Genomic DNA, 21,179 nt, shown 5'->3' with positions numbered 1-21,179 from the left:
GTTCACCGACGATTTCGTAAGAAAAATATAACTATGATGGGATGGGCATGGGCACCTTTCTGATATTCCTTACAGCTCTGCTAATCTGCGTATTGCTCATTGGATGGTGGTATCGCACGCACGCCAGACGCCGCCGGCTCCCTCTACTGCACGCCTTTAGCGATGCCACCACGCGGCCGATCGCGGCCGATGAGCGCCAGGCCATCGAAAAGTATCTTGCCGAACTGAGCCGCGCCCAGCAGGTTCCCGCGTCCGGCGCCACCAGCGCGCCCGTCGCTCTGGCGCTAAACGAACAGAGCGATACCGTCTATGGGGTGACGCGAGCCATCACCCGCTACGGGATCACTACCGACGCGCCGAATAAATGGCGCTATTTTCTCGATTCGGTGGAGGTACATCTGCCGCCGTTCTGGGAACAACATATCAACGATGAAAACAGCGTCGAGCTGATCCCCACCGACAGCCTGCCGCTGGTTATCACCCTTAACGGCCATACCCTGAGCGACTATCGTCAGGAAGCGCAAAGCTACGCGCTGGAACGCGCCTCGGCCACCCAGGCCTCAATTCGCGGCGAAGAGAGCGAACAGGTAGAGTTGCGGCAGATCCGTCGGGAAAGCCCGGAAGAACACGCCCTGAACCGCCCGGATGGTCTGCGCGAAGCGATCCTGATCGTCGCCTCTTTCCTGTTCTTTTATTTCAGTCTGATTGGGCCTGCCGTCTTTACCCCATGGCTGGTGGCTGCCGGTTTGCTGCTGCTCGCCGCCGGCCTATTGGGGATCTATGCCCCGCCGCGCCGCGCCTCGCTGCGCGAAATCCATTGCCTGCGCGGCGTCCCTAAGCGCTGGGGGCTGTTTGGCGAAAACGATCAGGAGCATATCAATAATATCTCGCTGGGCATTATCGATCTCATCTATCCGCGCCACTGGCAGCCCTGGATCGCCCAGGACCTCGGACAGCAGACCGATATTGATATCTATCTCAACCGCCATGTAGCCCGTCAGGGACGCTACTTGTCGCTTCATGATGAAGTGAAAAACTTCCCGCTGCAGTACTGGCTGCGCAGCGCGATTATCGCCGCCGGCGCCCTGGTGATGGTAATCATGCTATGGGCCAGCGTACCGCTGAATATGCCGTTTAAGTTCACCCTGTCGTGGCTGAAGGGGGCGCAGACCATTGAAGCCACGACCGTCAGCCAGCTGGAAAAGGCCCATGTGCGCATTGGCGATACGTTGCGCCTGACCGGCACCGGGATGTGCAACATCCGCACGCCGGGCAGCTGGACGGCCAAAGAGGATTCGCCGTTCCTGCCTTTCGATTGTTCGCAGATTGTGTGGAACGATGCCCCTCCTCTGCCGCTGCCGGAGTCTGACATTGTCAGCAAAGCGACCGCTCTGATGCAGTCCGTCCAGCGTCAGCTGCACCCGGAAACCGACGACGACTCCCGCGTCAGCCCGGCGCTGCGCTCCGCCATTCAGAAATCTGGCATGGTGCTACTGGATGATTTCGGCGATATCGTTCAGAAAACCAACGATCTCTGTTCCGCTGCCGATGATTGCCTGCGGCTGAAGAATGCGCTGGTTAATCTCGGCAATACCCGTAACTGGGAGACGTTAACTAAGCGTGCGTCCGCCGGGAAACTGGATGGCGTGAACGTGCTGCTGCGGCCAGTCAGCGCCGAGTCGCTGGAGAATCTGGTGACCACCTCAACCGCCCCCTTTGTCATGCGTGAAACCTCGCGGGCGGCGCAGGCGCTCAACAGCCCGGCCCCGGGCGGCTTCGTCATCGCCAGCGACGAGGGTAGCGTGCTGGTCAATCAGCCGTGGCCGGCGGTGAGCCTGTATGATTACCCGGCGCATGAGCAGTGGGGGGAACTGCGGCGGCTGGCCGGTATGCTGATGCATACCCCCTTCCATGCCGAAGGGATAGTCACCAATCTGTTTACTGACGCCAACGGCACTCAGCATATCAACCTGCACCGCATTCCTGACCGCAGCGGCCTGTGGCGCTATCTGGGCATCACCCTGCTGCTGCTGTCGATGGTGGGATGCATGGCTTACCACGGGGTGCAGGCGCTGCGTCGTTATCAACGCCATCGCCAGCGTATGGAAGAGATTCAGAAATATTACGAAAGCTGCCTGAACCCGGTGCTGCTCCCCTCGTCTGACCCGCAAGATTAATTTTCCCGGCGACAGGGTGTGATACCCTGTCGCCCATTTCCCGCTCGCTGGAGAGTCATCATGCATTTTGATATCGCCTGGCAGGAGGTCGATACCGTTCTGCTGGATATGGACGGCACGCTCCTGGATCTGGCTTTCGACAACTATTTCTGGCAAACGCTGGTGCCGGAAACCTGGGGGGCCGCCCGCGGCCTCAATCTGCAACAGGCGAAAGAGGCCATGCACCAGGAGTATCACGCCGTGCAGCATACGCTAAACTGGTACTGTCTGGATTACTGGAGCGAGCGCCTGGGTTTGGATATTTGTGCGATGACCAGCGAACAGGGTCCGCGCGCCACGCTGCGTGAGGATACCGTGCCGTTCCTTGATGCGCTCAAGGCCAGCGGTAAGCGACGTATTCTGTTGACCAATGCCCATCCCCACAATCTGGCGGTGAAACTCAAACACACCGGCCTGGATGCGCACCTTGATTTATTACTTTCCACCCACACATTTGGTTATCCGAAAGAGGATCAGCGTCTGTGGCGCGCCGTGGCGGAGGAAACCGGCCTTGAGGCGCATAAAACGCTGTTTGTCGACGACAGCGAGGCAATTCTGGATGCCGCGAGGGAGTTTGGCATTCGTTACTGCCTGGGCATTACCAATCCCGACTCCGGGCTGGCGGAAAAGCAGTATCTGCGCCATCCGGGGCTGAATGATTACCGACGACTGATCCCTTCGCTTACCCCGAAGGAGAGGCGATGAAAGAGAAGCCTACCGAAACCGTCAGACTGGACAAATGGCTTTGGGCCGCCCGCTTTTACAAGACCCGCGCGCTGGCGCGAGAGATGATTGAAGGCGGCAAGGTGCATTACAACGGACAACGCAGCAAGCCTGGGAAAATCGTCGAACTAGACGCCATGCTAACGCTGCGTCAGGGCAACGACGAGCGGACGGTGCGCATCGTCGGTATCACCGAACAGCGCCGCCCGGCAAGCGAAGCCGTCACCCTGTATGAAGAGACGGCTGAGAGTATCGAGAAGCGTGAAAAAATGGCCCTGGCGCGCAAAATGAACGCCCTGACCATGCCGCACCCTGACAGACGTCCGGACAAGAAAGAGCGCCGCGACCTGATGAGATTTAAACACGGCGAGAGTGAGTAACTCGCGCCAGAAAGAGAGATGATTATGACTCAACACGATCAATTACATCGTTATCTGTTTGAAAACTATGCCGTGCGCGGCGAGCTGGTGACGGTGTCGGAAACCCTGGAACAGATTCTGGCAAATCACACTTATCCCCAGCCGGTGAAAACGGTGCTGGCGGAGCTGCTGGTCGCCACCAGCCTGCTGACTGCAACGCTGAAATTTGCCGGCGACATCACCGTGCAGCTGCAGGGCGATGGGCCTTTACAGCTGGCGGTCATCAACGGCAATAACCAGCAGCAGCTGCGCGGCGTCGCGCGCGTGCAGGGCGAGATTGCGGACGATGCGGATCTGAAAGCGATGGTCGGCAACGGCTATCTGGTCATCACCATCTCCCCGGAAGAGGGTGAGCGTTATCAGGGCGTGGTCGGTCTGGAAGGCGATACGCTGGCCGCCTGCCTGGAAGATTACTTCCAGCGTTCAGAGCAGCTGCCGACGCGCCTTATTATCCGCACCGGCGAACATGAAGGTCAGCCGATGGCGGGCGGGATGCTGCTGCAGGTGATGCCGGCGCAGGATGCCCAGACTGCCGACTTTGAGCACCTGGCGACGCTCACCGAGACCATCAAGGCGGAAGAGCTGTTCACCCTACCGGCGAACGATGTGCTGTGGCGTCTGTACCATGAAGAAGAAGTCACGGTCTACGATCCGCAGAGCGTGGAGTTCAAGTGCACCTGCTCCCGCGAACGCTGCGCCGGCGCGCTGAAAACCCTGCCGGACGAAGAGATAGATAGCATCCTTGCCGACGAAGGCGAGATTGATATGCACTGCGACTACTGCGGTAACCACTATATCTTCAACGCCATGGACATCGCCGAGATCCGTAATAACGCCTCTCCGGCCGATCCGCAGGTCCATTAATCCTCACCTCTTTTGCAGGCACCGGGCGGCGATGTGGTTTGTCGCCCGGTGTCTGACTTTTATTTATTCACGAGTTGAATCGATTTTCGCTGAAAGAGTTACGTAATTTTATTCCAGGAAAGCGATTACATTCACATTTCAGTAGTTTTTTTAATTACTTTTTAACCATTGAGAAACATCTAACCCCACCATCCAGCCATTTCCTGAGATAATCCACTTCACTTCGTGACAGGAGTCACCGTTTTTTTCGTCATTCTGAAGAATGTCGAGATACGTAAATCTATGAGCCTGGTCGCGGTCAATACCCGGTAATAAACCCTACAATTTACAGCAGTACATCTTGGCTAAGGAGCAGTGACATGCGCGTTAATCATGGTTTAACCCCGCAGGATCTCAAGGCTTATGGTATCAATGACGTTCAGGATATCGTCCACAATCCCAGCTACGACATGTTGTTTCAGGAAGAGCTCGACCCCAACCTGGAAGGCTACGAACGTGGCGTATTAACCAGTCTCGGTGCTATCGCCGTCGACACGGGCATTTTTACCGGTCGTTCTCCGAAAGATAAGTACCTCGTGCGCGACGACACCACCCGCGATACCGTCTGGTGGTCCGATAAAGGCAAGGGTAAAAACGACAACAAGCCGCTTTCGCAGGAAACCTGGCAGCATCTGAAAGGGCTGGTAACACAGCAGCTGTCCGGTAAACGCCTGTTTATCGTCGACGCCTTCTGCGGCGCTAACGCCGATACCCGTCTCAGCGTACGTTTCATTACCGAAGTGGCCTGGCAGGCGCACTTCGTTAAAAACATGTTCATCCGCCCGAGCGACGAAGAGCTGGCGGAATTCACGCCCGACTTCATCGTGATGAACGGCGCGAAGTGCACCAACCCGCAGTGGAAAGAGCAGGGCCTGAACTCGGAAAACTTCATCGCTTTCAACCTCACCGAGCGCATTCAGTTGATCGGCGGCACCTGGTACGGCGGCGAGATGAAGAAAGGGATGTTCTCGATCATGAACTACCTGCTGCCGCTGAAGGGCATCGCCTCCATGCACTGTTCTGCCAACGTGGGCGAGAAAGGCGATGTCGCCATTTTCTTCGGCCTCTCAGGCACCGGCAAAACCACCCTCTCCACCGACCCGAAACGCCGCCTGATTGGCGATGACGAACATGGCTGGGATGACGACGGGGTGTTTAACTTCGAAGGGGGCTGCTACGCCAAGACCATCAAGCTCTCTGAAGCGGCCGAGCCGGATATCTATCACGCCATTCGCCGCAACGCCCTGCTGGAAAACGTGGTGGTGCGCGCCGACGGGACAATCGATTTCGATGACGGCTCAAAGACCGAAAACACCCGCGTCTCCTACCCCATCGACCATATCGATAATATCGTCAAACCGGTCTCCAAAGCGGGTCACGCCACCAAAGTGATCTTCCTGACGGCCGATGCGTTCGGCGTACTGCCGCCGGTCTCCCGCCTGACCGCCGATCAGACGCAGTACCATTTCCTGTCCGGGTTTACCGCCAAACTGGCCGGCACCGAGCGCGGCGTGACCGAACCCACGCCAACTTTTTCCGCCTGCTTCGGCGCCGCCTTCCTGTCGTTGCACCCGACACAGTACGCCGAAGTGCTGGTCAAACGCATGCAGGCGGCCGGCGCGCAGGCTTATCTGGTCAATACCGGCTGGAACGGCACCGGCAAGCGCATCTCGATTAAAGATACCCGCGCCATCATCGACGCCATCCTCAATGGCTCGCTGGACAACGCGGAGACCTTTACCCTGCCGATGTTTAACCTGCAGATCCCGACGGCCCTCCCGGGCGTGGATCCCCAGATCCTCGATCCGCGCAGCACCTATGGTTCCCCGGAGCAGTGGCAGGAAAAAGCCGATCAGCTGGCGAAGCTGTTTATTGAGAACTTTGAGAAGTATACCGATACGCCAGCGGGCGCCGCGCTGGTGGCGGCAGGGCCGCAGCGCTAACGGGCACAAAGATGAAAAAGCCGGGCTTGCCCGGCTTTTTATTGTGCAACGTTTTGACCAACCAACCGCGGGCGCGATCAGCTCTCTTTGGCCGGTTTCATCGGCGCCAGTACCCGGTGCACCGGCAGCCAGGCGCGGATCAGTAACCCGCCGCGTTCGCTGGAGCCAATCTCCAGCCGCCCGTTGTGATTATCGATAATACGCTGAACAATCGCCAACCCCAGCCCGGTGCCGCTGGTGCTGCGGGCGCTGTCGCCGCGTACAAACGGCTGAAACAGGTGCTCTCGCTGCTCAGGTTTAATCCCCGGTCCGTCATCTTCTACCTGGAACCAGGCCCGGCTCGCTTCGCTACCGCTGCTGACCTTGATCCAGCCATTGCCATAGCGGGCCGCGTTGACCACCATATTCGCCAGCGCGCGCTTGATAGACAGAGGATGCATGCGTACCGGAATTTCGCCGGCCTGCAGGGCGGTGGCGATCTCCCGCTCATAGCCGCTCTCCGCAGCGATCACTTCCCCCAGCACCGCATTCAGATCCGCCAGCTCCATCGGCATCTCCTGCCCGGTGCGCAGATAGTCGATAAACTGCTCGATGATGGCGTTGCACTCTTCGATATCTTTATTGATCGACTCCGCGAGATAGCCGTCCTGCTCGCCCATCATCTCGGTGGCCAGACGAATGCGGGTCAGCGGAGTCCGTAAATCATGGCTGACCCCGGCCATCAGCAGCGTACGGTCGTCGGCCAGCTGCTTCACGCCCGCGGCCATGTGGTTGAAGGCGCGCGTCACCGAACGCACTTCGGAGGCACCATACTCGCGCAGCGGCGGCGGAATAATGCCGCGCCCGACCTGCAGCGCCGCATGCTCCAGATCCACCAGCGGGCGGTTCTGAATACGGATAAACAGCCAGGCGCCGCCTATCGCCAGCAGCATGATCGCCAGGGTATAGCGGAACAGCGGCGAGAAGTCGCCCTGATGGATCTCGGTCAGCGGCACCCGCACCCAAATATTGGGCGACAGCCAGGTCTTCAGCCACACCACGGGGGAGCTTTTATTGACCTCCACCCGCACCTCAGTGGGGCCGCCAAGCTGATGAGCCATCTGCTGGCTCAAGAATTCATAATGCTGCGCCCAGCGCAGGCCTGCGTCTTCCGCCGCTTCATTGGAATAGAGCGAAATCCCCAGCTCGCGATAAATTTCACGGCGAAACGCCGGGGGCACCACCAGCTGGGTGCCATCCTCCAGCTGCAGCTTATCAGTCATCAGCATACGCACTTCGTAGGCCAATACTTTATTAAACTGCTGGAGACTTGGCAGGATCGCGAAATTCAGTACTACCAGATAGGTCGTCACCAGGCTGACGAACAGCAAGGTGACGATCAGGAGCAGCGTGCGAGCAAAGGAGCTGCGCGGCGAAAAGCGCACGCGTTTCATGCCTTAGAACCGTCCGGGACGAAGACGTAGCCCAGACCCCAGACGGTCTGGATATAGCGCGGATGCGCCGGGTCCTCTTCCACCATGCGGCGCAGGCGGGAGATCTGTACGTCGATGGAACGCTCCATCGCAGAGTATTCGCGGCCGCGAGCGAGGTTCATTAACTTATCGCGCGACAGCGGCTCACGAGGATGGCTTACCAGCGCCTTCAGGACCGCAAACTCGCCGCTGGTCAACGGCATCGGCTCGTCTTCACGGAACATCTCGCGGGTGCCCAGGTTCAGTTTGAATTTACCAAAGGCGATAACCGCCTCTTCCTGCGACGGCGCGCCCGGCAGCTCGTTCGCCTGACGGCGCAGCACCGCCCGGATGCGGGCCAGCAGTTCACGCGGGTTGAACGGCTTCGGAATGTAGTCGTCGGCCCCGATCTCCAGGCCCACGATACGATCAACCTCTTCGCCTTTCGCCGTCACCATAATGATCGGCATCGGGTTGCTCTGGCTGCGCAGACGGCGGCAAATCGAGAGACCATCTTCCCCAGGCAGCATCAGATCCAGCACCATCAGGTGGAAGGATTCGCGGGTTAACAGACGATCCATCTGTTCGGCGTTCGCCACGCTACGAACCTGGAAGCCCTGCTCGGTCAGATAACGTTCGAGCAGCGCACGCAGGCGCATGTCGTCATCCACAACCAGAATCTTATAATTCTCTTGCATTGTTTGTACTCCCAAAGGTTCACTGCAATAGTCAGTGCGTATTCTCAAAAAAGCCCGGCGCGCTCACCAGCTAAATCTGGTATATATTCCAGGCTAAATTGTTACAAAGCATATTTAACAGCAGGTTAAGTATACATTTAATCATAAGACACAGTATTTATCCTGTCGGTATTATTACGCGCTACAAATTGTGCGCAACGACAGACTGTCAGAAGGTTGAACTCACGATGAAAACGCCGCTGATCACCCGCGAGGGATATGAAAAACTGAAGCAGGAGATGGACTACCTGTGGCGCCAGGAGCGCCCGGAAGTGACCAAAAAGGTGACCTGGGCCGCCAGCCTCGGCGACCGCAGCGAGAACGCGGATTACCAGTACAACAAAAAGCGCCTGCGCGAGATCGATCGCCGGGTCCGCTATCTGACCAAATGTCTGGAACAGTTAAAGATCGTCGATTACTCCCCACAGCAGGAGGGCAAAGTCTTCTTCGGCGCCTGGGTAGAGATTGAAAACGATGAAGGCGATATCAAGCGCTTTCGCATCGTCGGTTACGATGAAATTTTTGGCCGCAAAGACTATATCTCCATCGACTCGCCGATGGCGCGCGCACTGTTAAAAAAAGAGGTTGGCGATCTGGCCATCGTCAACACGCCGGCGGGCGAAGCCAGCTGGTATGTCAATGAGATCGAATACGTTAAATAGACAAGAACTTTCCGAGAGACGCCCGGCGCGACTGGCATTTTTAGCCGTCAGTCCGTATAACTAGTCCCTGTTTTTTGACCCTAAAGATGAATTAAAAGCCATGATGAATGATTCGCTCTGCCGCATTATTGCGGGTGAACTTCAGGCCAGAGCCGAACAGGTAGAAGCTGCCGTTCGCCTGCTTGATGAAGGGAACACCGTGCCGTTTATTGCACGTTATCGTAAAGAAGTCACCGGCGGTCTGGATGACACGCAGCTGCGTAATCTGGAAACCCGCCTCGGCTATCTGCGCGAACTGGAAGACCGTCGTCAGGCGATCCTCAAATCCATCGCTGAACAGGGCAAACTGACCGACGCGCTGGAAAAAGCCATCAACACCACGCTCAGCAAAACTGAACTGGAAGATCTCTACCTGCCGTATAAACCGAAGCGCCGCACCCGCGGGCAAATCGCTATCGAAGCGGGGCTGGAGCCGCTGGCTGACCTGCTGTGGAACGAACCGTCCCACGATCCGGAAACGGAAGCCGCAAAATATATTGATGCCGATAAAGGCGTGGCCGACAGCAAAGCGGCGCTGGATGGCGCGCGCTATATCCTGATGGAGCGTTTTGCCGAAGACGCCGCGCTGCTGGCGAAGGTCCGTGACTATCTGTGGAAAAACGCCCACCTGGTCTCCACCGTCGTCAGCGGCAAAGAAGAGGAAGGCGCCAAATTCCGCGACTACTTCGATCACCATGAACCGATCGCCACCGTGCCGTCGCATCGCGCGCTGGCGATGTTCCGCGGTCGCAACGAAGGCGTCCTGCAGCTCTCTTTAAACGCTGACCCGCAGTTTGACGAGCCGCCGAAAGAGAGCCACTGCGAGCAGATTATTATCGACCATCTGGGCCTGCGCCTGAATAACGCCCCGGCGGACAGCTGGCGTAAAGGCGTCGTCAGTTGGACCTGGCGGATCAAAGTCCTGATGCATCTCGAAACCGAGCTGATGGGTACCGTGCGCGAGCGCGCCGAAGACGAAGCTATTAACGTCTTCGCCCGCAACCTGCACGACCTGCTGATGGCTGCGCCCGCCGGGCTGCGCGCTACCATGGGCCTTGACCCGGGCCTGCGCACCGGGGTGAAAGTGGCCGTGGTTGACGGTACCGGCAAACTGGTGGCCACCGATACCATCTACCCCCACACCGGCCAGGCGGCTAAAGCGGCGGTTGTCGTGGCGGCGCTGTGCGAGAAGCACAACGTCGAGCTGGTGGCGATCGGCAACGGCACCGCCTCGCGTGAAACCGAGCGTTTCTTCCTCGACGTGCAGAAACAGTTCCCGAAGGTCACCGCCCAGAAGGTGATCGTCAGCGAAGCCGGGGCTTCCGTTTACTCCGCCTCCGAGCTGGCGGCGCAGGAGTTCCCTGACCTCGACGTGTCGCTGCGCGGCGCGGTCTCCATTGCCCGCCGTCTGCAGGATCCCCTGGCCGAGCTGGTGAAAATCGACCCGAAATCCATTGGCGTCGGCCAGTATCAGCACGATGTCAGCCAGACCCAGCTGGCGCGTAAGCTGGACGCGGTGGTGGAAGACTGCGTGAACGCCGTTGGCGTTGACCTGAACACCGCCTCCGTGCCGCTGCTGACCCGCGTGGCCGGCCTGACCCGCATGATGGCGCAGAACATCGTCGCCTGGCGCGACGAGAACGGCCAGTTCCAGAACCGCCAGCAGCTGCTGAAGGTCAGCCGCCTGGGGCCGAAAGCCTTTGAACAGTGCGCCGGCTTCCTGCGTATCAACCACGGCGACAACCCGCTGGATGCCTCCACCGTTCACCCGGAAGCCTACCCGGTGGTCGAACGCATTCTGGCCGCTACCCAGCAGGCGCTGAAAGATCTGATGGGCAATAGCAGTGCGCTGCGCCACCTGAAGGCCGTGGATTTCACCGATGAGAAGTTCGGCGTACCGACCGTGACCGACATCATCAAAGAGCTGGAAAAACCGGGCCGCGACCCGCGTCCGGAGTTTAAGACAGCGAAGTTCGCAGACGGCGTAGAGACCATGAACGATCTGCTGCCGGGGATGATTCTGGAAGGGGCCGTCACCAACGTCACCAACTTCGGCGCATTTGTCGATATCGGCGTCCATCAGGACGGACTGGTCCACATTTCGTCGCTTTCTGACAAGTTTGTTGAAGATCCGCACACCGTGGTGAAAGCGGGCGACATCGTGAAGGTCAAGGTCATGGAAGTCGATCTGCCGCGTAAGCGTATCGCCCTGACCATGCGTCTCGACGAGCAGCCGGGCGACAGCAACGCCCGCCGCGGCGGCGGTCAGGATCGCCCGCAGGGCAACCGCCCGGCCGCGAAAGCCGCCAAACCTCGCGGTCGCGACGCGCAGCCTGCCGGCAACAGCGCGATGATGGATGCCCTCGCGGCGGCGATGGGTAAAAAACGCTAATCCCACCCTGCCCCTTTTCAGGGGCAGTTTTTTTTTCATGACCAGGCCATCGCCATCACGCGCAAAACAGGTTCAGTTGTTTCTGATAACCTGTTTTTATTCCACGCCTGAAGACAGCGAAATTAATATTTTCATTTCGTTAACTTAAGAAACCTTAATTAAACATTAGATCGCCGAAATAATATTTCGTGCATTTTCGATCACAGACAGATTTTGCGGCACATCAATAAAAAAGTGATTTCCGCTTTAAAAATAGCGTTGATCGCATCATATGTATTGATGATAAAAACCATTCTCATTATCATCACTTTCAGAATGATTTTTTCTTTTTTCGTTGGCTATGGTATCCGGCGCGGTGACATCCCGACGCCCGGTCAATTCATCTTCGGTTAGCGATAGACAAGTAGGCCCTATGCAATTCACACCTGATAGTGCGTGGAAAATCATTGGATTCTCCCGCGATATTAGCCCAGCATACCGTCAGAAATTGCTCTCCCTCGGCATGCTGCCCGGATCCTCTTTTCATGTGGTGCGCGTGGCGCCGCTCGGCGATCCTGTTCATATTGAAACCCGACGCGTCAGTCTGGTATTACGCAAAAAAGATCTCGCCTTAATCGAACTGGAAGCGGTTGCACAATAACGGCTGGCCCGGCACAAGAGTCTGAAATATGAAAAAATTAACCGTTGGTTTAATTGGTAATCCTAATTCCGGCAAGACCACTTTATTTAATCAACTGACCGGCGCCCGCCAGCGCGTGGGCAACTGGGCCGGGGTCACCGTTGAGCGTAAAGAGGGCGTGTTCGCCACCACTGACCACCAGGTCACGCTGGTTGACCTCCCCGGGACCTACTCTCTGACCACCATCTCTTCGCAGACCTCGCTGGACGAGCAGATCGCCTGCCACTACATCCTCAGCGGCGAGGCCGACATGCTGATTAACGTGGTCGACGCCTCCAACCTCGAGCGAAACCTCTATTTGACGCTGCAGCTGCTTGAGCTGGGGATCCCCTGCGTCGTGGCGCTGAACATGCTGGATATTGCCGAAAAGCAGCAGGTGCGTATCGATATCGATGCCCTCGCCGCGCGCCTCGGCTGCCCGGTCATTCCGCTGGTTTCGACCCGCGGACGCGGGATCGAAGCGCTGAAGATTGCCCTCGACCGTCATCAGGCGAACAGCGATATTGAGCTGGTCCATTATCCGCAGCCGCTGCTGCGCGAAGCTGACCTGCTGGCGCAGCAGATGTCAGCGCAGATCCCGGTCAAGCAACGGCGCTGGCTCGGTCTGCAGATGCTGGAGGGCGACATCTACAGCCGGGCCTATGCCGGCGACGCCGCCGATAAACTGGATATCACCCTGGCGAATCTTAGCGACGAGATCGACGACCCGGCGCTGCATATCGCTGACGCGCGCTATCAGACCATCGCCGCCATTTGCGACGCCGTCAGCAACACCCTGACCGCCGAGCCAAGCCGCTTTACCGCGGCGATGGACAAGGTGATCCTCAACCGCTTCCTCGGGTTGCCGATTTTTCTCTTTGTCATGTATCTGATGTTCCTGCTGGCGATCAACATCGGCGGCGCGCTGCAGCCGATTTTTGACGCCGGCTCGGTCGCGGTCTTTATTCACGGTATTCAATGGCTGGGCTACACCCTGCACTTCCCGGACTGGCTGACCGTGTTCCTCGCCCAGGGGATCGGCGGCGGTATCAACACCGTGCTGCCGCTGGTGCCGCAGATCGGCATGATGTATCTGTTCCTCTCTTTCCTTGAGGACTCCGGCTACATGGCGCGCGCCGCCTTTGTCATGGACCGCCTGATGCAAGCCCTCGGCCTGCCGGGAAAATCCTTTGTCCCGTTGATTGTCGGTTTCGGCTGTAACGTGCCGTCGGTGATGGGCGCCCGCACCCTCGACGCCCCGCGCGAACGTCTGATGACCATTATGATGGCGCCGTTTATGTCCTGCGGCGCGCGGCTGGCGATCTTCGCCGTCTTCGCGGCCGCGTTCTTTGGTCAGAACGGCGCGCTGGCGGTCTTCTCGCTCTACGTGCTGGGCATTGTGATGGCCATTCTCACCGGCCTGATGCTGAAGCACACCATTATGCGCGGCGAAGCCTCGCCGTTCGTGATGGAGCTGCCGGTGTACCACGTCCCGCATATCAAGAGCCTGATTATCCAGACCTGGCAGCGCCTGAAAGGCTTTGTGCTGCGCGCCGGGAAGGTGATCGTCATTGTCAGCATCTTCCTCAGCGCGCTGAACAGCTTCTCGCTGAGCGGTAAGGTCGTCGACAACATCAACGACTCCGCGCTGGCCTCGGTGAGCCGGGTCATTACTCCGGTGTTTAAACCGATCGGCGTGCATGAAGATAACTGGCAGGCCACCGTGGGCCTGTTTACCGGCGCGATGGCGAAGGAGGTGGTGGTCGGTACGCTGAACACCCTCTATACCGCCGAAGATATCCAGAACGAGGAGTTCAATCCGCAGACCTTCAGCCTCGGCGAAGAACTGCTGGCGGCCGTCGACGAGACATGGCAGGGACTGAAAGACACCTTCAGCCTCAGCGTCCTGGCCAACCCCATCGAAGCCAGCAAAGGCGATGGCGAAATGGCCACCGGCGCGATGGGCGTGATGGGCAGTAAATTTGGCAGCGCCGCGGCGGCTTACAGCTATCTGATCTTCGTTCTGCTCTACATCCCCTGCATCTCGGTGATGGGCGCCATCGCCCGCGAATCGAGCCGCGGCTGGATGACCTTCTCCATTCTGTGGGGGCTGAATATCGCCTATTCGCTCTCGACGCTCTACTACCAGACCGTCAGCTTTAGCGACCATCCGCGCTACAGCCTGGCGTGTATCCTGGCGGTGGTATTGTTCAACGTGGTGCTCTTCGGTCTGCTGCGTCGGGCGCGCAGCCGGGTTGACGTCTCGCTGCTGGCCACCCGGAAAACGCCGACCTCCTGCTGTTCCAGCCCGGCTGGCGATTGCCACTAAGGAGGAGCGGTGGCGTCGTTAATGGAAGTCCGCGATATGCTGGCCCTGCAGGGCCGCATGGAGGCGAAACAGCTCAGCGCCCGCCTGCGGACGCCTCAGCCGCTGATTGACGCCATGCTCGAACGCATGGAAGCCATGGGCAAGGTGGTACGGATCAGCGAAACGAGCGAGGGCTGCCTCTCCGGCAGCTGTAAAAGCTGTCCTGAAGGGAAAGCGGCGTGCCAGCAGGAGTGGTGGGCGCTGCGATGAAGGGAGTAAGGCCAGCCAGCGCCATGGGGTAAAACGAGTGTGACAGCAGAGAAAAACGGGCCAACAGGCCCGTTTTTTATGACTGGATTATTTATACACGTCAGCGTTAGCGTGAACGGTTTTTTCGTTTTTCTGCCCGGCAATCACCACAAAGTATTTTCCACCCAGCTCATCAGCTTTTTTCGACAGATCGCGTCGGGCGTCCATCGGCGAGGTCGTCCTTGAGGTCGTGATGCTGCCGACCTTGGTCAGATTCATCTTCGCCACGTCCTCTTTTTGGATCTCTTTCGCTGCGAATGCGCCAAAAGACAGACAGCCAATCACCAGAGATGCAACCATTCCTGTAACAAGTTTCATAGCCTCTACTCTCCATTAGGTTGTTATTGTAGGTCACGGTGGCGGAATGAAATAATCAACCACCGTAACAACCTAAGTATTGCTGTGAATGGCCCTTTTACCATGGCGCGGCAAAAAAAATTACTCCAGCCGTTTTTTCAGCGCCATCAGCGGCTCGCAAAAGGCCGCGGGATGGGAAACAAACGGCGCATGCGCTGCCTTGTCAAAGAGAATTGACTCGCTTTCCGGCCATAGCTTATCCAGCAGCGGGACAATCTTGCGCGGCACCAACCCGTCCAGTCGACCGTACAGCCGCAGAAACGGCATCGGCAGCCCGACCAGCGCCTGGCGCAGATCGACGGTTCTGAGGATCTCCAGACCGCCGTTCAGCGCCTCAGCGGAAGGCATCGGCAGCGAGAGCACCGCCTGCTTTAACGCCCGCGCATCCTGACGGGCGCTCACCGTTCCCATGGTTTGCAGTGCGAGGAACCGCTCGACGGTGCGCTGGAAATCCTCGCTCAGCTGCTGCTGAAATCCAGCCAGCACCTCCGGCTTGATGCCGGGCCAGTCCTCATGAGCCGCGAAACAGGGGGAAGAGGCAACCGTTACCAGCGCCTGCACCCGTTGCGGACGCATAATCGCGACCTGGCTGGCCACCAGCCCGCCCAGGCTCCAGCCCAGCCACACCGCCTGAGGCGGAGCCTGCTCCAGCACCCGCTGCGCCATCGCCTCCAGTGACATCGCCCCAAACCCGCCGCTACGGCCATAGCCAGGCAGGTCCACCAGGTGAAGGGTAAAATGCGAAGCCAGCTGCGGCGTGATGCAATCCCAGACCTGAGCGTTCAGTCCCCAACCGTGCAGCAGCACAAGATGACAATCACCTTCGCCGATTGTTTGCCACCAGATGTCGTTCATCCGTTACCGTTCTCTTTTTTACTGGACAGAAGGCCAAATATGCTAACAGCACACAGCTTATGCTGGCTATGCCAAATGCCGCTGGCGGTCGCCCGCTGGGGGATCTGCTCTCGCTGCAGCCGCGCCCTGCTCGCCTGCCCCCCGCTCTGCCCGCAGTGCGGCCTGCCGGCGGCAATGTCCCGGTATCCCTGCGGCCGCTGCCTGCAAAAGCCGCCGCCCTGGCATCGAATGGTGGCGGTCAATGACTATCGTTCGCCGCTGAGCGACCTGGTGCGGCAGCTGAAGTTTCACCATCGTCCGGAACTGGGCCCCGCCCTGGCGCGCCTGCTGCTGCTGCGCCTTAAACAGCGCGACGATTTGCCGCCGGTAGACGCGCTGGTCGGCGTGCCGCTGTGGCATCGCCGCCGCTGGCGCCGGGGTTATAATCAGTGCGATGAGCTGTGCCGACCGTTGGCCCGCTGGCGTGGGTGCGTCTGGCGTCGCGACGGCCTGACGCGCCAGCGAGCGGGCGCCGTGCAGCATTCGCTCAATGCCCGCCTGCGCAGGCAGAACCTGAAAAATGCCTTTCAGCTTGAATTTGCCGTCCAGGGACTCCATATCGCTCTGGTGGATGATGTCGTCACGACCGGCAGCACCGTCGCCGAGATATCCCGCCTGCTTTTGCGAAACGGCGCCGCGACGGTTCAGGTATGGTGTATATGCCGTACCTTGTAGACCCCCGCTGATGGGCGTATTATAACCCAGTAAAATAGTCAACTATTAGGCCAACGCTATGATCCGTATTTCCGATGCTGCACAAGCGCACTTTGCCAAACTGCTGGCAAATCAGGAAGAAGGGACGCAAATTCGCGTATTTGTGATTAATCCCGGCACCCCAAACGCTGAGTGCGGCGTATCCTACTGCCCACCGGATGCGGTGGAAGACACCGACACGGCGCTGAAATTTGAACAGCTGACCGCCTATGTCGATGAGCTCAGCGCGCCCTATCTGGAAGACGCTGAAATTGATTTCGTCACCGACCAGCTTGGCTCGCAGCTGACCCTGAAAGCGCCGAACGCCAAAATGCGCAAAGTCGCTGACGATGCCCCGCTGATGGAGCGCGTCGAGTACCTGCTGCAGTCGCAGATTAACCCGCAGCTGGCCGGCCACGGCGGTCGCGTGTCGCTGATGGAGATCACCGACGACGGTCTTGCTATCCTGCAGTTCGGCGGCGGATGCAATGGCTGCTCGATGGTCGACGTAACCCTGAAAGAAGGTATTGAAAAACAGCTGCTGAACGAGTTTCCAGAGCTGAAAGGGGTTCGCGATCTGACCGAGCACCAGCGCGGCGAGCACTCCTACTACTAAGCCTTTCCTCCGGCGGCACCCTGTCGCCGGCTCTCGTTGCTCCTTTCTGTGTTACCGCGCAACATCTCCCACTAAACGACCGGCAAAAACCGGGGAAAGAGTATGACTTAAGTCTCATATTTAACATTTTCCCCGGTCAGGTGATTCTCAACCCTCACATGTTACCCGTATCATCCACTTCAGGCACCACCGGCAAAAAAATAGCCAGCTATCCTTTCTCTGGGTAAGGATAATGCAAGCGTTTACGGTGCCAGACTATTTTGCTCCCTGACGGAGCGGATGCTCTACAGGTTCAAACTTTGACGTTACCCATAACAAATTAAGGCCAGGTAAATCATGCCATTAGTCATCGTTGCTATCGGGGTTGCCCTGTTATTGCTGTTAATGATCCGTTTCAAAATGAACGGCTTCATTGCGCTGGTTCTGGTGGCGCTCGCCGTCGGATTAATGCAGGGTATGCCACTGGATAAAGTGATCGTTTCCATCAAAAACGGCGTTGGCGGCACCCTTGGCAGCCTCGCGCTGATCATGGGCTTCGGCGCTATGCTCGGTAAGCTGCTGGCAGACTGCGGCGGCGCTCAGCGTATCGCCACCACGCTTATCAATAAGTTCGGTAAGAAGCATATTCAATGGGCGGTGGTCCTGACGGGCTTCACCGTCGGTTTCGCCCTGTTCTATGAAGTGGGTTTCGTGCTGATGCTGCCGCTGGTGTTTACCATCGCCGCCTCGGCCCGTATTCCGCTGCTGTACGTCGGCGTACCGATGGCCGCCGCGCTCTCCGTCACCCATGGCTTCCTGCCGCCGCACCCGGGTCCGACCGCGATCGCCACCATCTTCCACGCCGATATGGGTAAGACGCTGCTCTATGGCACCATTCTGGCTATCCCGACGGTTATTCTCGCCGGCCCGGTTTTCGCCCGTTTCCTGAAAGGCATTGATAAGCCGATCCCGGAAGGCCTGCATAACCCGAAAGTGTTCACTGAAGAAGAGATGCCTGGCTTTGGCGTCAGCGTCTGGACCTCGCTGGTTCCGGTGATCCTGATGGCGATGCGCGCCGTGGCCGAGATGATCCTGCCGAAGGGCCACGCCTTCCTGCCGATTGCCGAATTCTTCGGCGACCCGGTCATGGCCACCCTGATTGCGGTACTGATCGCCCTGTTCACCTTCGGTTTGAACCGCGGCCGCTCCATGGAGCAGATCAACGATACCCTGACCTCTTCTATTAAAATCATCGCCATGATGCTGTTGATCATCGGCGGCGGCGGCGCCTTCAAACAGGTGCTGGTGGATAGCGGCATGGATAAATACATCGCTTCTATCATGCACGAATCGAATATGTCTCCGCTGTTTATGGCATGGTCCATCGCCGCGGTACTGCGTATCGCGCTGGGTTCGGCGACCGTTGCCGCCATCACCGCGGGTGGGATCGCCGCGCCGCTGATCGCCACCACCGGCGTCAGCCCGGAGCTGATGGTTATCGCGGTCGGCTCCGGCAGCGTTATCTTCTCCCACGTGAACGATCCGGGCTTCTGGCTGTTCAAAGAGTACTTTAACCTGACCATCGGCGAGACCATCAGGTCCTGGTCGGTACTGGAAACCATTATCTCTGTCTGCGGCCTGGTAGGCTGTCTGCTGCTGGGGATGGTGGTGTAAGGAGACTCCCGCCACAGAAAAAGGCCGGTCCGCATGATGCGGACCGGCCTTTTTTATCGGACATACTCTTCGCCGCGCAGAGGAGCGCGCGGCGGGGTGTCATCAGGAGGCGGCTTTTTTGCTCGCCGCCTTGCGCCGTTTATCCAGATCCTTAATCAGCTTATTGACCTGTTCATCGGCAAACATCTGCTCAAGGGTGACGGAAAGCTTCCGGCGCCAGTTCGGGTACTCGGTGCTGGTGCCCGGAATATTGACCGGCGACGCCATCTCCAGCCAGTCTTCCGGCTGCAGGCCCAGCAGGGCGCTGTTGCTGTCGGCAATATAACGTTGCATCCCCCGGTTGAGGATCCCCGTCATGCTCATCAGGGAGGCCTTATGACCGGCACGCTTGGGCAGACAGCCGTACTTATGCAGCGCATCCAGCAGCCCTTGTTTCGCCAGCTCACGGTCCTGGTACAGCCCGCGCAGCACCACCTCATCAGGATAGAGACCCAGCGCTTTACCTAACGTCAGATCGCCGCTTTCCCAGTAGCCGCGGAGGGTGGGCAGGTCGTGCGTCGTCGCCACAGCCATTGATTGCTCCGGGTACAGCGCCGGCGCGCGGAACGTTTTCTCTGCATCGCTCTCAAAATAGAGCACCTTATAAGAATAGACGCCGCTGTTGCGTAACTTGCTGACGATCTCCACCGGTACCGTGCCCAGATCTTCGCCGATCACCATGCAGCGATGACGCTGGCTTTCCAGCGCCAGAAGCGACAGCAGATCGTCGACGGGATACTGAACGTAAGCGCCATGGTCGGCGGTTTCACCATAGGGGATCCACCACAGACGCAGCACTGACATCACGTGATCAATGCGCAACGCGCCGCAGTTCTGCATATTGGCGCGCAGCAGGTCGATAAACGGCTCATAGGCGCGAGCGGCAATAATATGCGGATCCATCGGCGGCAGGCCCCAGTTCTGGCCCAGCGGACCCAGAATATCCGGCGGCGCGCCCACGGACGCTTTCAGGCAGTACAGCTCACGGTCGCACCAGGTCTCCGACCCGCCTTCGGCGACGCCCACCGCCAGATCGCGGTAGAGGCCGATCGGCATCCCATCGCGCTGGCTGGTTTCCCAGCAGGCGGCAAACTGGCTCCAGGCCAGCCACTGCAGCCAGAGATAGAAACTGACGTCGTCCTCATGCTCGACGCAGAAGGCTTTCACCTCCGGGCTGTCGATATCCTGAAAGGCCTTCGGCCAGGCCGGCCAGCCCCAACGCAGCGGGTCCTGTTGAACCTGCCAGGCGTGCAGCGCATCGAAAGCGGCCTGCCAGTAAAGGCTTTCCCCTTCACGCAGAACAAACTCGCGGAACGCCGTCATCTGCTCATCTTCACGACGAGAGAATCGTTTCCACGCCATACGCAGCGCGGTCATTTTCAGCGTGGTGACCGCGGTATAGTCCACATCATCCGTTTGCCGCGCCGCCTGCAAGGCCTGCTGCGTCGCTGCGGACTGCCACCACGCCTGCGCCTCTTCGCTACGCTGGAAATCGTCAACCGCATTGACGTCGATGTAGATAACGTTCAGCCAGCGACGTGAAGACGGGCTATAGGGGCTGGCGCTCTCCGGGTTCGCCGGATAGAGGGCATGGATCGGGTTGAGACCAATAAACGACCCGCCGCGGCGGGCGATTTCCGGCAGCATGGCGCGCAGATCGCCAAAATCGCCGATCCCCCAGTTTTTCTCCGAACGCAGGGTATACAGCTGCACGCAGGTGCCCCACAGCTTTTTCCCCTCTTTCAGCGGCTGCGGCTCATAGCAGCGAGCCGGAGCGACGATGGTCCGGCAGTGCCAGCGCTCCCCCTCCTGGGTGAGCGTAAGGGAGTGATACCCCTCCGGCAGTTTGGCCGGCAGCGGCAGCGTCTCGCCGCCGCGGGTTTTACCCTGATACTGCTTACCGTCCTCAGTGGTCAGGATCCACTGATACTCACCGCGTCCTGCCACCGGCAGCGACATTTTTTTGCCGTGGGTGAAGATCTTCACGTTCGGCAGCGGGTTTACCGCCACTTTCGTGGCGGCGGTTGAGCGATGCATCGCATCCAGTAGACGCTGTTTGGTGACAGCCGCGATAGACTGCGGCTTGCCGTGCGCGTTGATATAGCTGGGGCTGATGCCCGCCGCCAGCGCGGCATTATCGAGGCGTTTACTCTCCATAGGCCTTCCT

Annotated in this window: 18 protein-coding genes; 13 read left to right on the top strand and 5 right to left on the bottom strand. The window is 58.7% G+C overall.

The features are described from left to right. Window positions 1-47 precede the first annotated feature (47 nt). The 5 genes from ACLEXF_RS22940 (at window position 48) to pckA (ending at window position 6,204) form a co-directional block, all read left to right on the top strand. Window positions 48-2,177: an intracellular growth attenuator family protein gene (locus ACLEXF_RS22940; RefSeq protein ID WP_064183549.1), complete on the top strand. Its 2,130-nt coding sequence runs from the start codon at window positions 48-50 to the stop codon at window positions 2,175-2,177. 60 nt (window positions 2,178-2,237) lie between these two features. Next, on the top strand, window positions 2,238-2,921 hold the full coding sequence (gene yrfG / locus ACLEXF_RS22935) for a GMP/IMP nucleotidase (protein ID WP_004202162.1): 684 nt from the start codon (window positions 2,238-2,240) through the stop codon (window positions 2,919-2,921). Beyond that, the gene (gene hslR / locus ACLEXF_RS22930; RefSeq protein ID WP_017899959.1) at window positions 2,918-3,319 is read left to right on the top strand and encodes a ribosome-associated heat shock protein Hsp15; all 402 of its coding nucleotides are present in this window, start codon (window positions 2,918-2,920) and stop codon (window positions 3,317-3,319) included. The genes yrfG and hslR overlap by 4 nt, the downstream gene beginning before the upstream one ends. 18 nt (window positions 3,320-3,337) lie before the next feature. Beyond that, entirely contained in the window at window positions 3,338-4,222 is an 885-nt protein-coding gene (gene hslO, locus ACLEXF_RS22925) for an Hsp33 family molecular chaperone HslO (protein WP_017899960.1), read from the top strand. A 359-nt stretch (window positions 4,223-4,581) separates the two neighbouring features. Then, window positions 4,582-6,204 carry a phosphoenolpyruvate carboxykinase (ATP) gene (gene pckA / locus ACLEXF_RS22920; RefSeq protein ID WP_004202159.1) on the top strand — a complete coding sequence of 541 codons (1,623 nt, stop codon included), beginning with the start codon at window positions 4,582-4,584 and terminating at the stop codon, window positions 6,202-6,204. A gap of 77 nt (window positions 6,205-6,281) precedes the next feature. Here pckA and envZ read toward each other — a convergent pair whose 3' ends face one another. Then, the gene (gene envZ, locus ACLEXF_RS22915; RefSeq protein WP_004202158.1) at window positions 6,282-7,637 is read right to left on the bottom strand and encodes a two-component system sensor histidine kinase EnvZ; all 1,356 of its coding nucleotides are present in this window, start codon (window positions 7,635-7,637) and stop codon (window positions 6,282-6,284) included. Next, window positions 7,634-8,353, bottom strand: a complete 720-nt coding sequence (ompR, locus tag ACLEXF_RS22910) for a two-component system response regulator OmpR (RefSeq protein ID WP_001157751.1) — start codon at window positions 8,351-8,353, stop codon at window positions 7,634-7,636. The genes envZ and ompR overlap by 4 nt, the downstream gene beginning before the upstream one ends. A 227-nt stretch (window positions 8,354-8,580) precedes the next feature. Between ompR and greB the strand changes: the two genes are divergently transcribed. The 5 genes from greB to feoC all read left to right on the top strand — a co-directional run bounded on the left by greB (window position 8,581) and on the right by feoC (window position 14,721). Beyond that, window positions 8,581-9,054, top strand: coding sequence for a transcription elongation factor GreB (gene greB / locus ACLEXF_RS22905; protein ID WP_002920503.1), 474 nt, complete (start codon window positions 8,581-8,583; stop codon window positions 9,052-9,054). Window positions 9,055-9,154: 100 nt separating this feature from the next. Further along, window positions 9,155-11,485, top strand: coding sequence for a Tex family protein (locus ACLEXF_RS22900; protein ID WP_043522596.1), 2,331 nt, complete (start codon window positions 9,155-9,157; stop codon window positions 11,483-11,485). Between the two features lie 412 nt (window positions 11,486-11,897). Continuing rightward, window positions 11,898-12,125 (top strand): ferrous iron transporter A, encoded by a 228-nt coding sequence (gene feoA / locus ACLEXF_RS22895; protein ID WP_004202154.1) that lies wholly within the window; start codon window positions 11,898-11,900, stop codon window positions 12,123-12,125. A gap of 28 nt (window positions 12,126-12,153) precedes the next feature. After that, window positions 12,154-14,472, top strand: a complete 2,319-nt coding sequence (feoB, locus tag ACLEXF_RS22890) for a Fe(2+) transporter permease subunit FeoB (RefSeq protein ID WP_064151027.1) — start codon at window positions 12,154-12,156, stop codon at window positions 14,470-14,472. Window positions 14,473-14,481: 9 nt separating this feature from the next. Then, the gene (gene feoC, locus ACLEXF_RS22885; RefSeq protein ID WP_004202151.1) at window positions 14,482-14,721 is read left to right on the top strand and encodes a [Fe-S]-dependent transcriptional repressor FeoC; all 240 of its coding nucleotides are present in this window, start codon (window positions 14,482-14,484) and stop codon (window positions 14,719-14,721) included. Between the two features lie 87 nt (window positions 14,722-14,808). Here the strand turns inward: feoC and ACLEXF_RS22880 are convergent, their stop codons facing one another. Together ACLEXF_RS22880 and bioH are read right to left on the bottom strand one after the other, a co-directional pair. Next, window positions 14,809-15,078 carry a YdgH/BhsA/McbA-like domain containing protein gene (locus tag ACLEXF_RS22880; RefSeq protein WP_004202149.1) on the bottom strand — a complete coding sequence of 90 codons (270 nt, stop codon included), beginning with the start codon at window positions 15,076-15,078 and terminating at the stop codon, window positions 14,809-14,811. A gap of 120 nt (window positions 15,079-15,198) precedes the next feature. Next, entirely contained in the window at window positions 15,199-15,972 is a 774-nt protein-coding gene (gene bioH / locus ACLEXF_RS22875; protein ID WP_407259568.1) for a pimeloyl-ACP methyl ester esterase BioH, read from the bottom strand. A 39-nt stretch (window positions 15,973-16,011) separates the two neighbouring features. On the opposite strand from bioH, the gene gntX reads away from it, so the two are divergent. From gntX to gntT, 3 genes are all read left to right on the top strand, one after another. Continuing rightward, window positions 16,012-16,686, top strand: a complete 675-nt coding sequence (gntX, locus tag ACLEXF_RS22870; RefSeq protein WP_407259567.1) for a DNA utilization protein GntX — start codon at window positions 16,012-16,014, stop codon at window positions 16,684-16,686. A gap of 58 nt (window positions 16,687-16,744) precedes the next feature. Further along, window positions 16,745-17,320 (top strand): Fe-S biogenesis protein NfuA, encoded by a 576-nt coding sequence (gene nfuA, locus ACLEXF_RS22865; RefSeq protein WP_004202143.1) that lies wholly within the window; start codon window positions 16,745-16,747, stop codon window positions 17,318-17,320. A 336-nt stretch (window positions 17,321-17,656) separates the two neighbouring features. Next, window positions 17,657-18,973, top strand: coding sequence for a gluconate transporter (gene gntT, locus ACLEXF_RS22860; RefSeq protein WP_004202142.1), 1,317 nt, complete (start codon window positions 17,657-17,659; stop codon window positions 18,971-18,973). Between the two features lie 102 nt (window positions 18,974-19,075). Here the strand turns inward: gntT and malQ are convergent, their stop codons facing one another. Beyond that, window positions 19,076-21,169 carry a 4-alpha-glucanotransferase gene (gene malQ / locus ACLEXF_RS22855; RefSeq protein WP_065802714.1) on the bottom strand — a complete coding sequence of 698 codons (2,094 nt, stop codon included), beginning with the start codon at window positions 21,167-21,169 and terminating at the stop codon, window positions 19,076-19,078. Between the last annotated feature and the right edge of the window lie 10 nt (window positions 21,170-21,179).

It is taken from the genome of Klebsiella pneumoniae complex sp. WS1778 (assembly GCF_049472055.1).
In the GTDB taxonomy this organism is placed as follows: domain Bacteria; phylum Pseudomonadota; class Gammaproteobacteria; order Enterobacterales; family Enterobacteriaceae; genus Klebsiella; species Klebsiella quasipneumoniae.
This window is presented reverse-complemented; position numbering and strand designations above follow the sequence as displayed.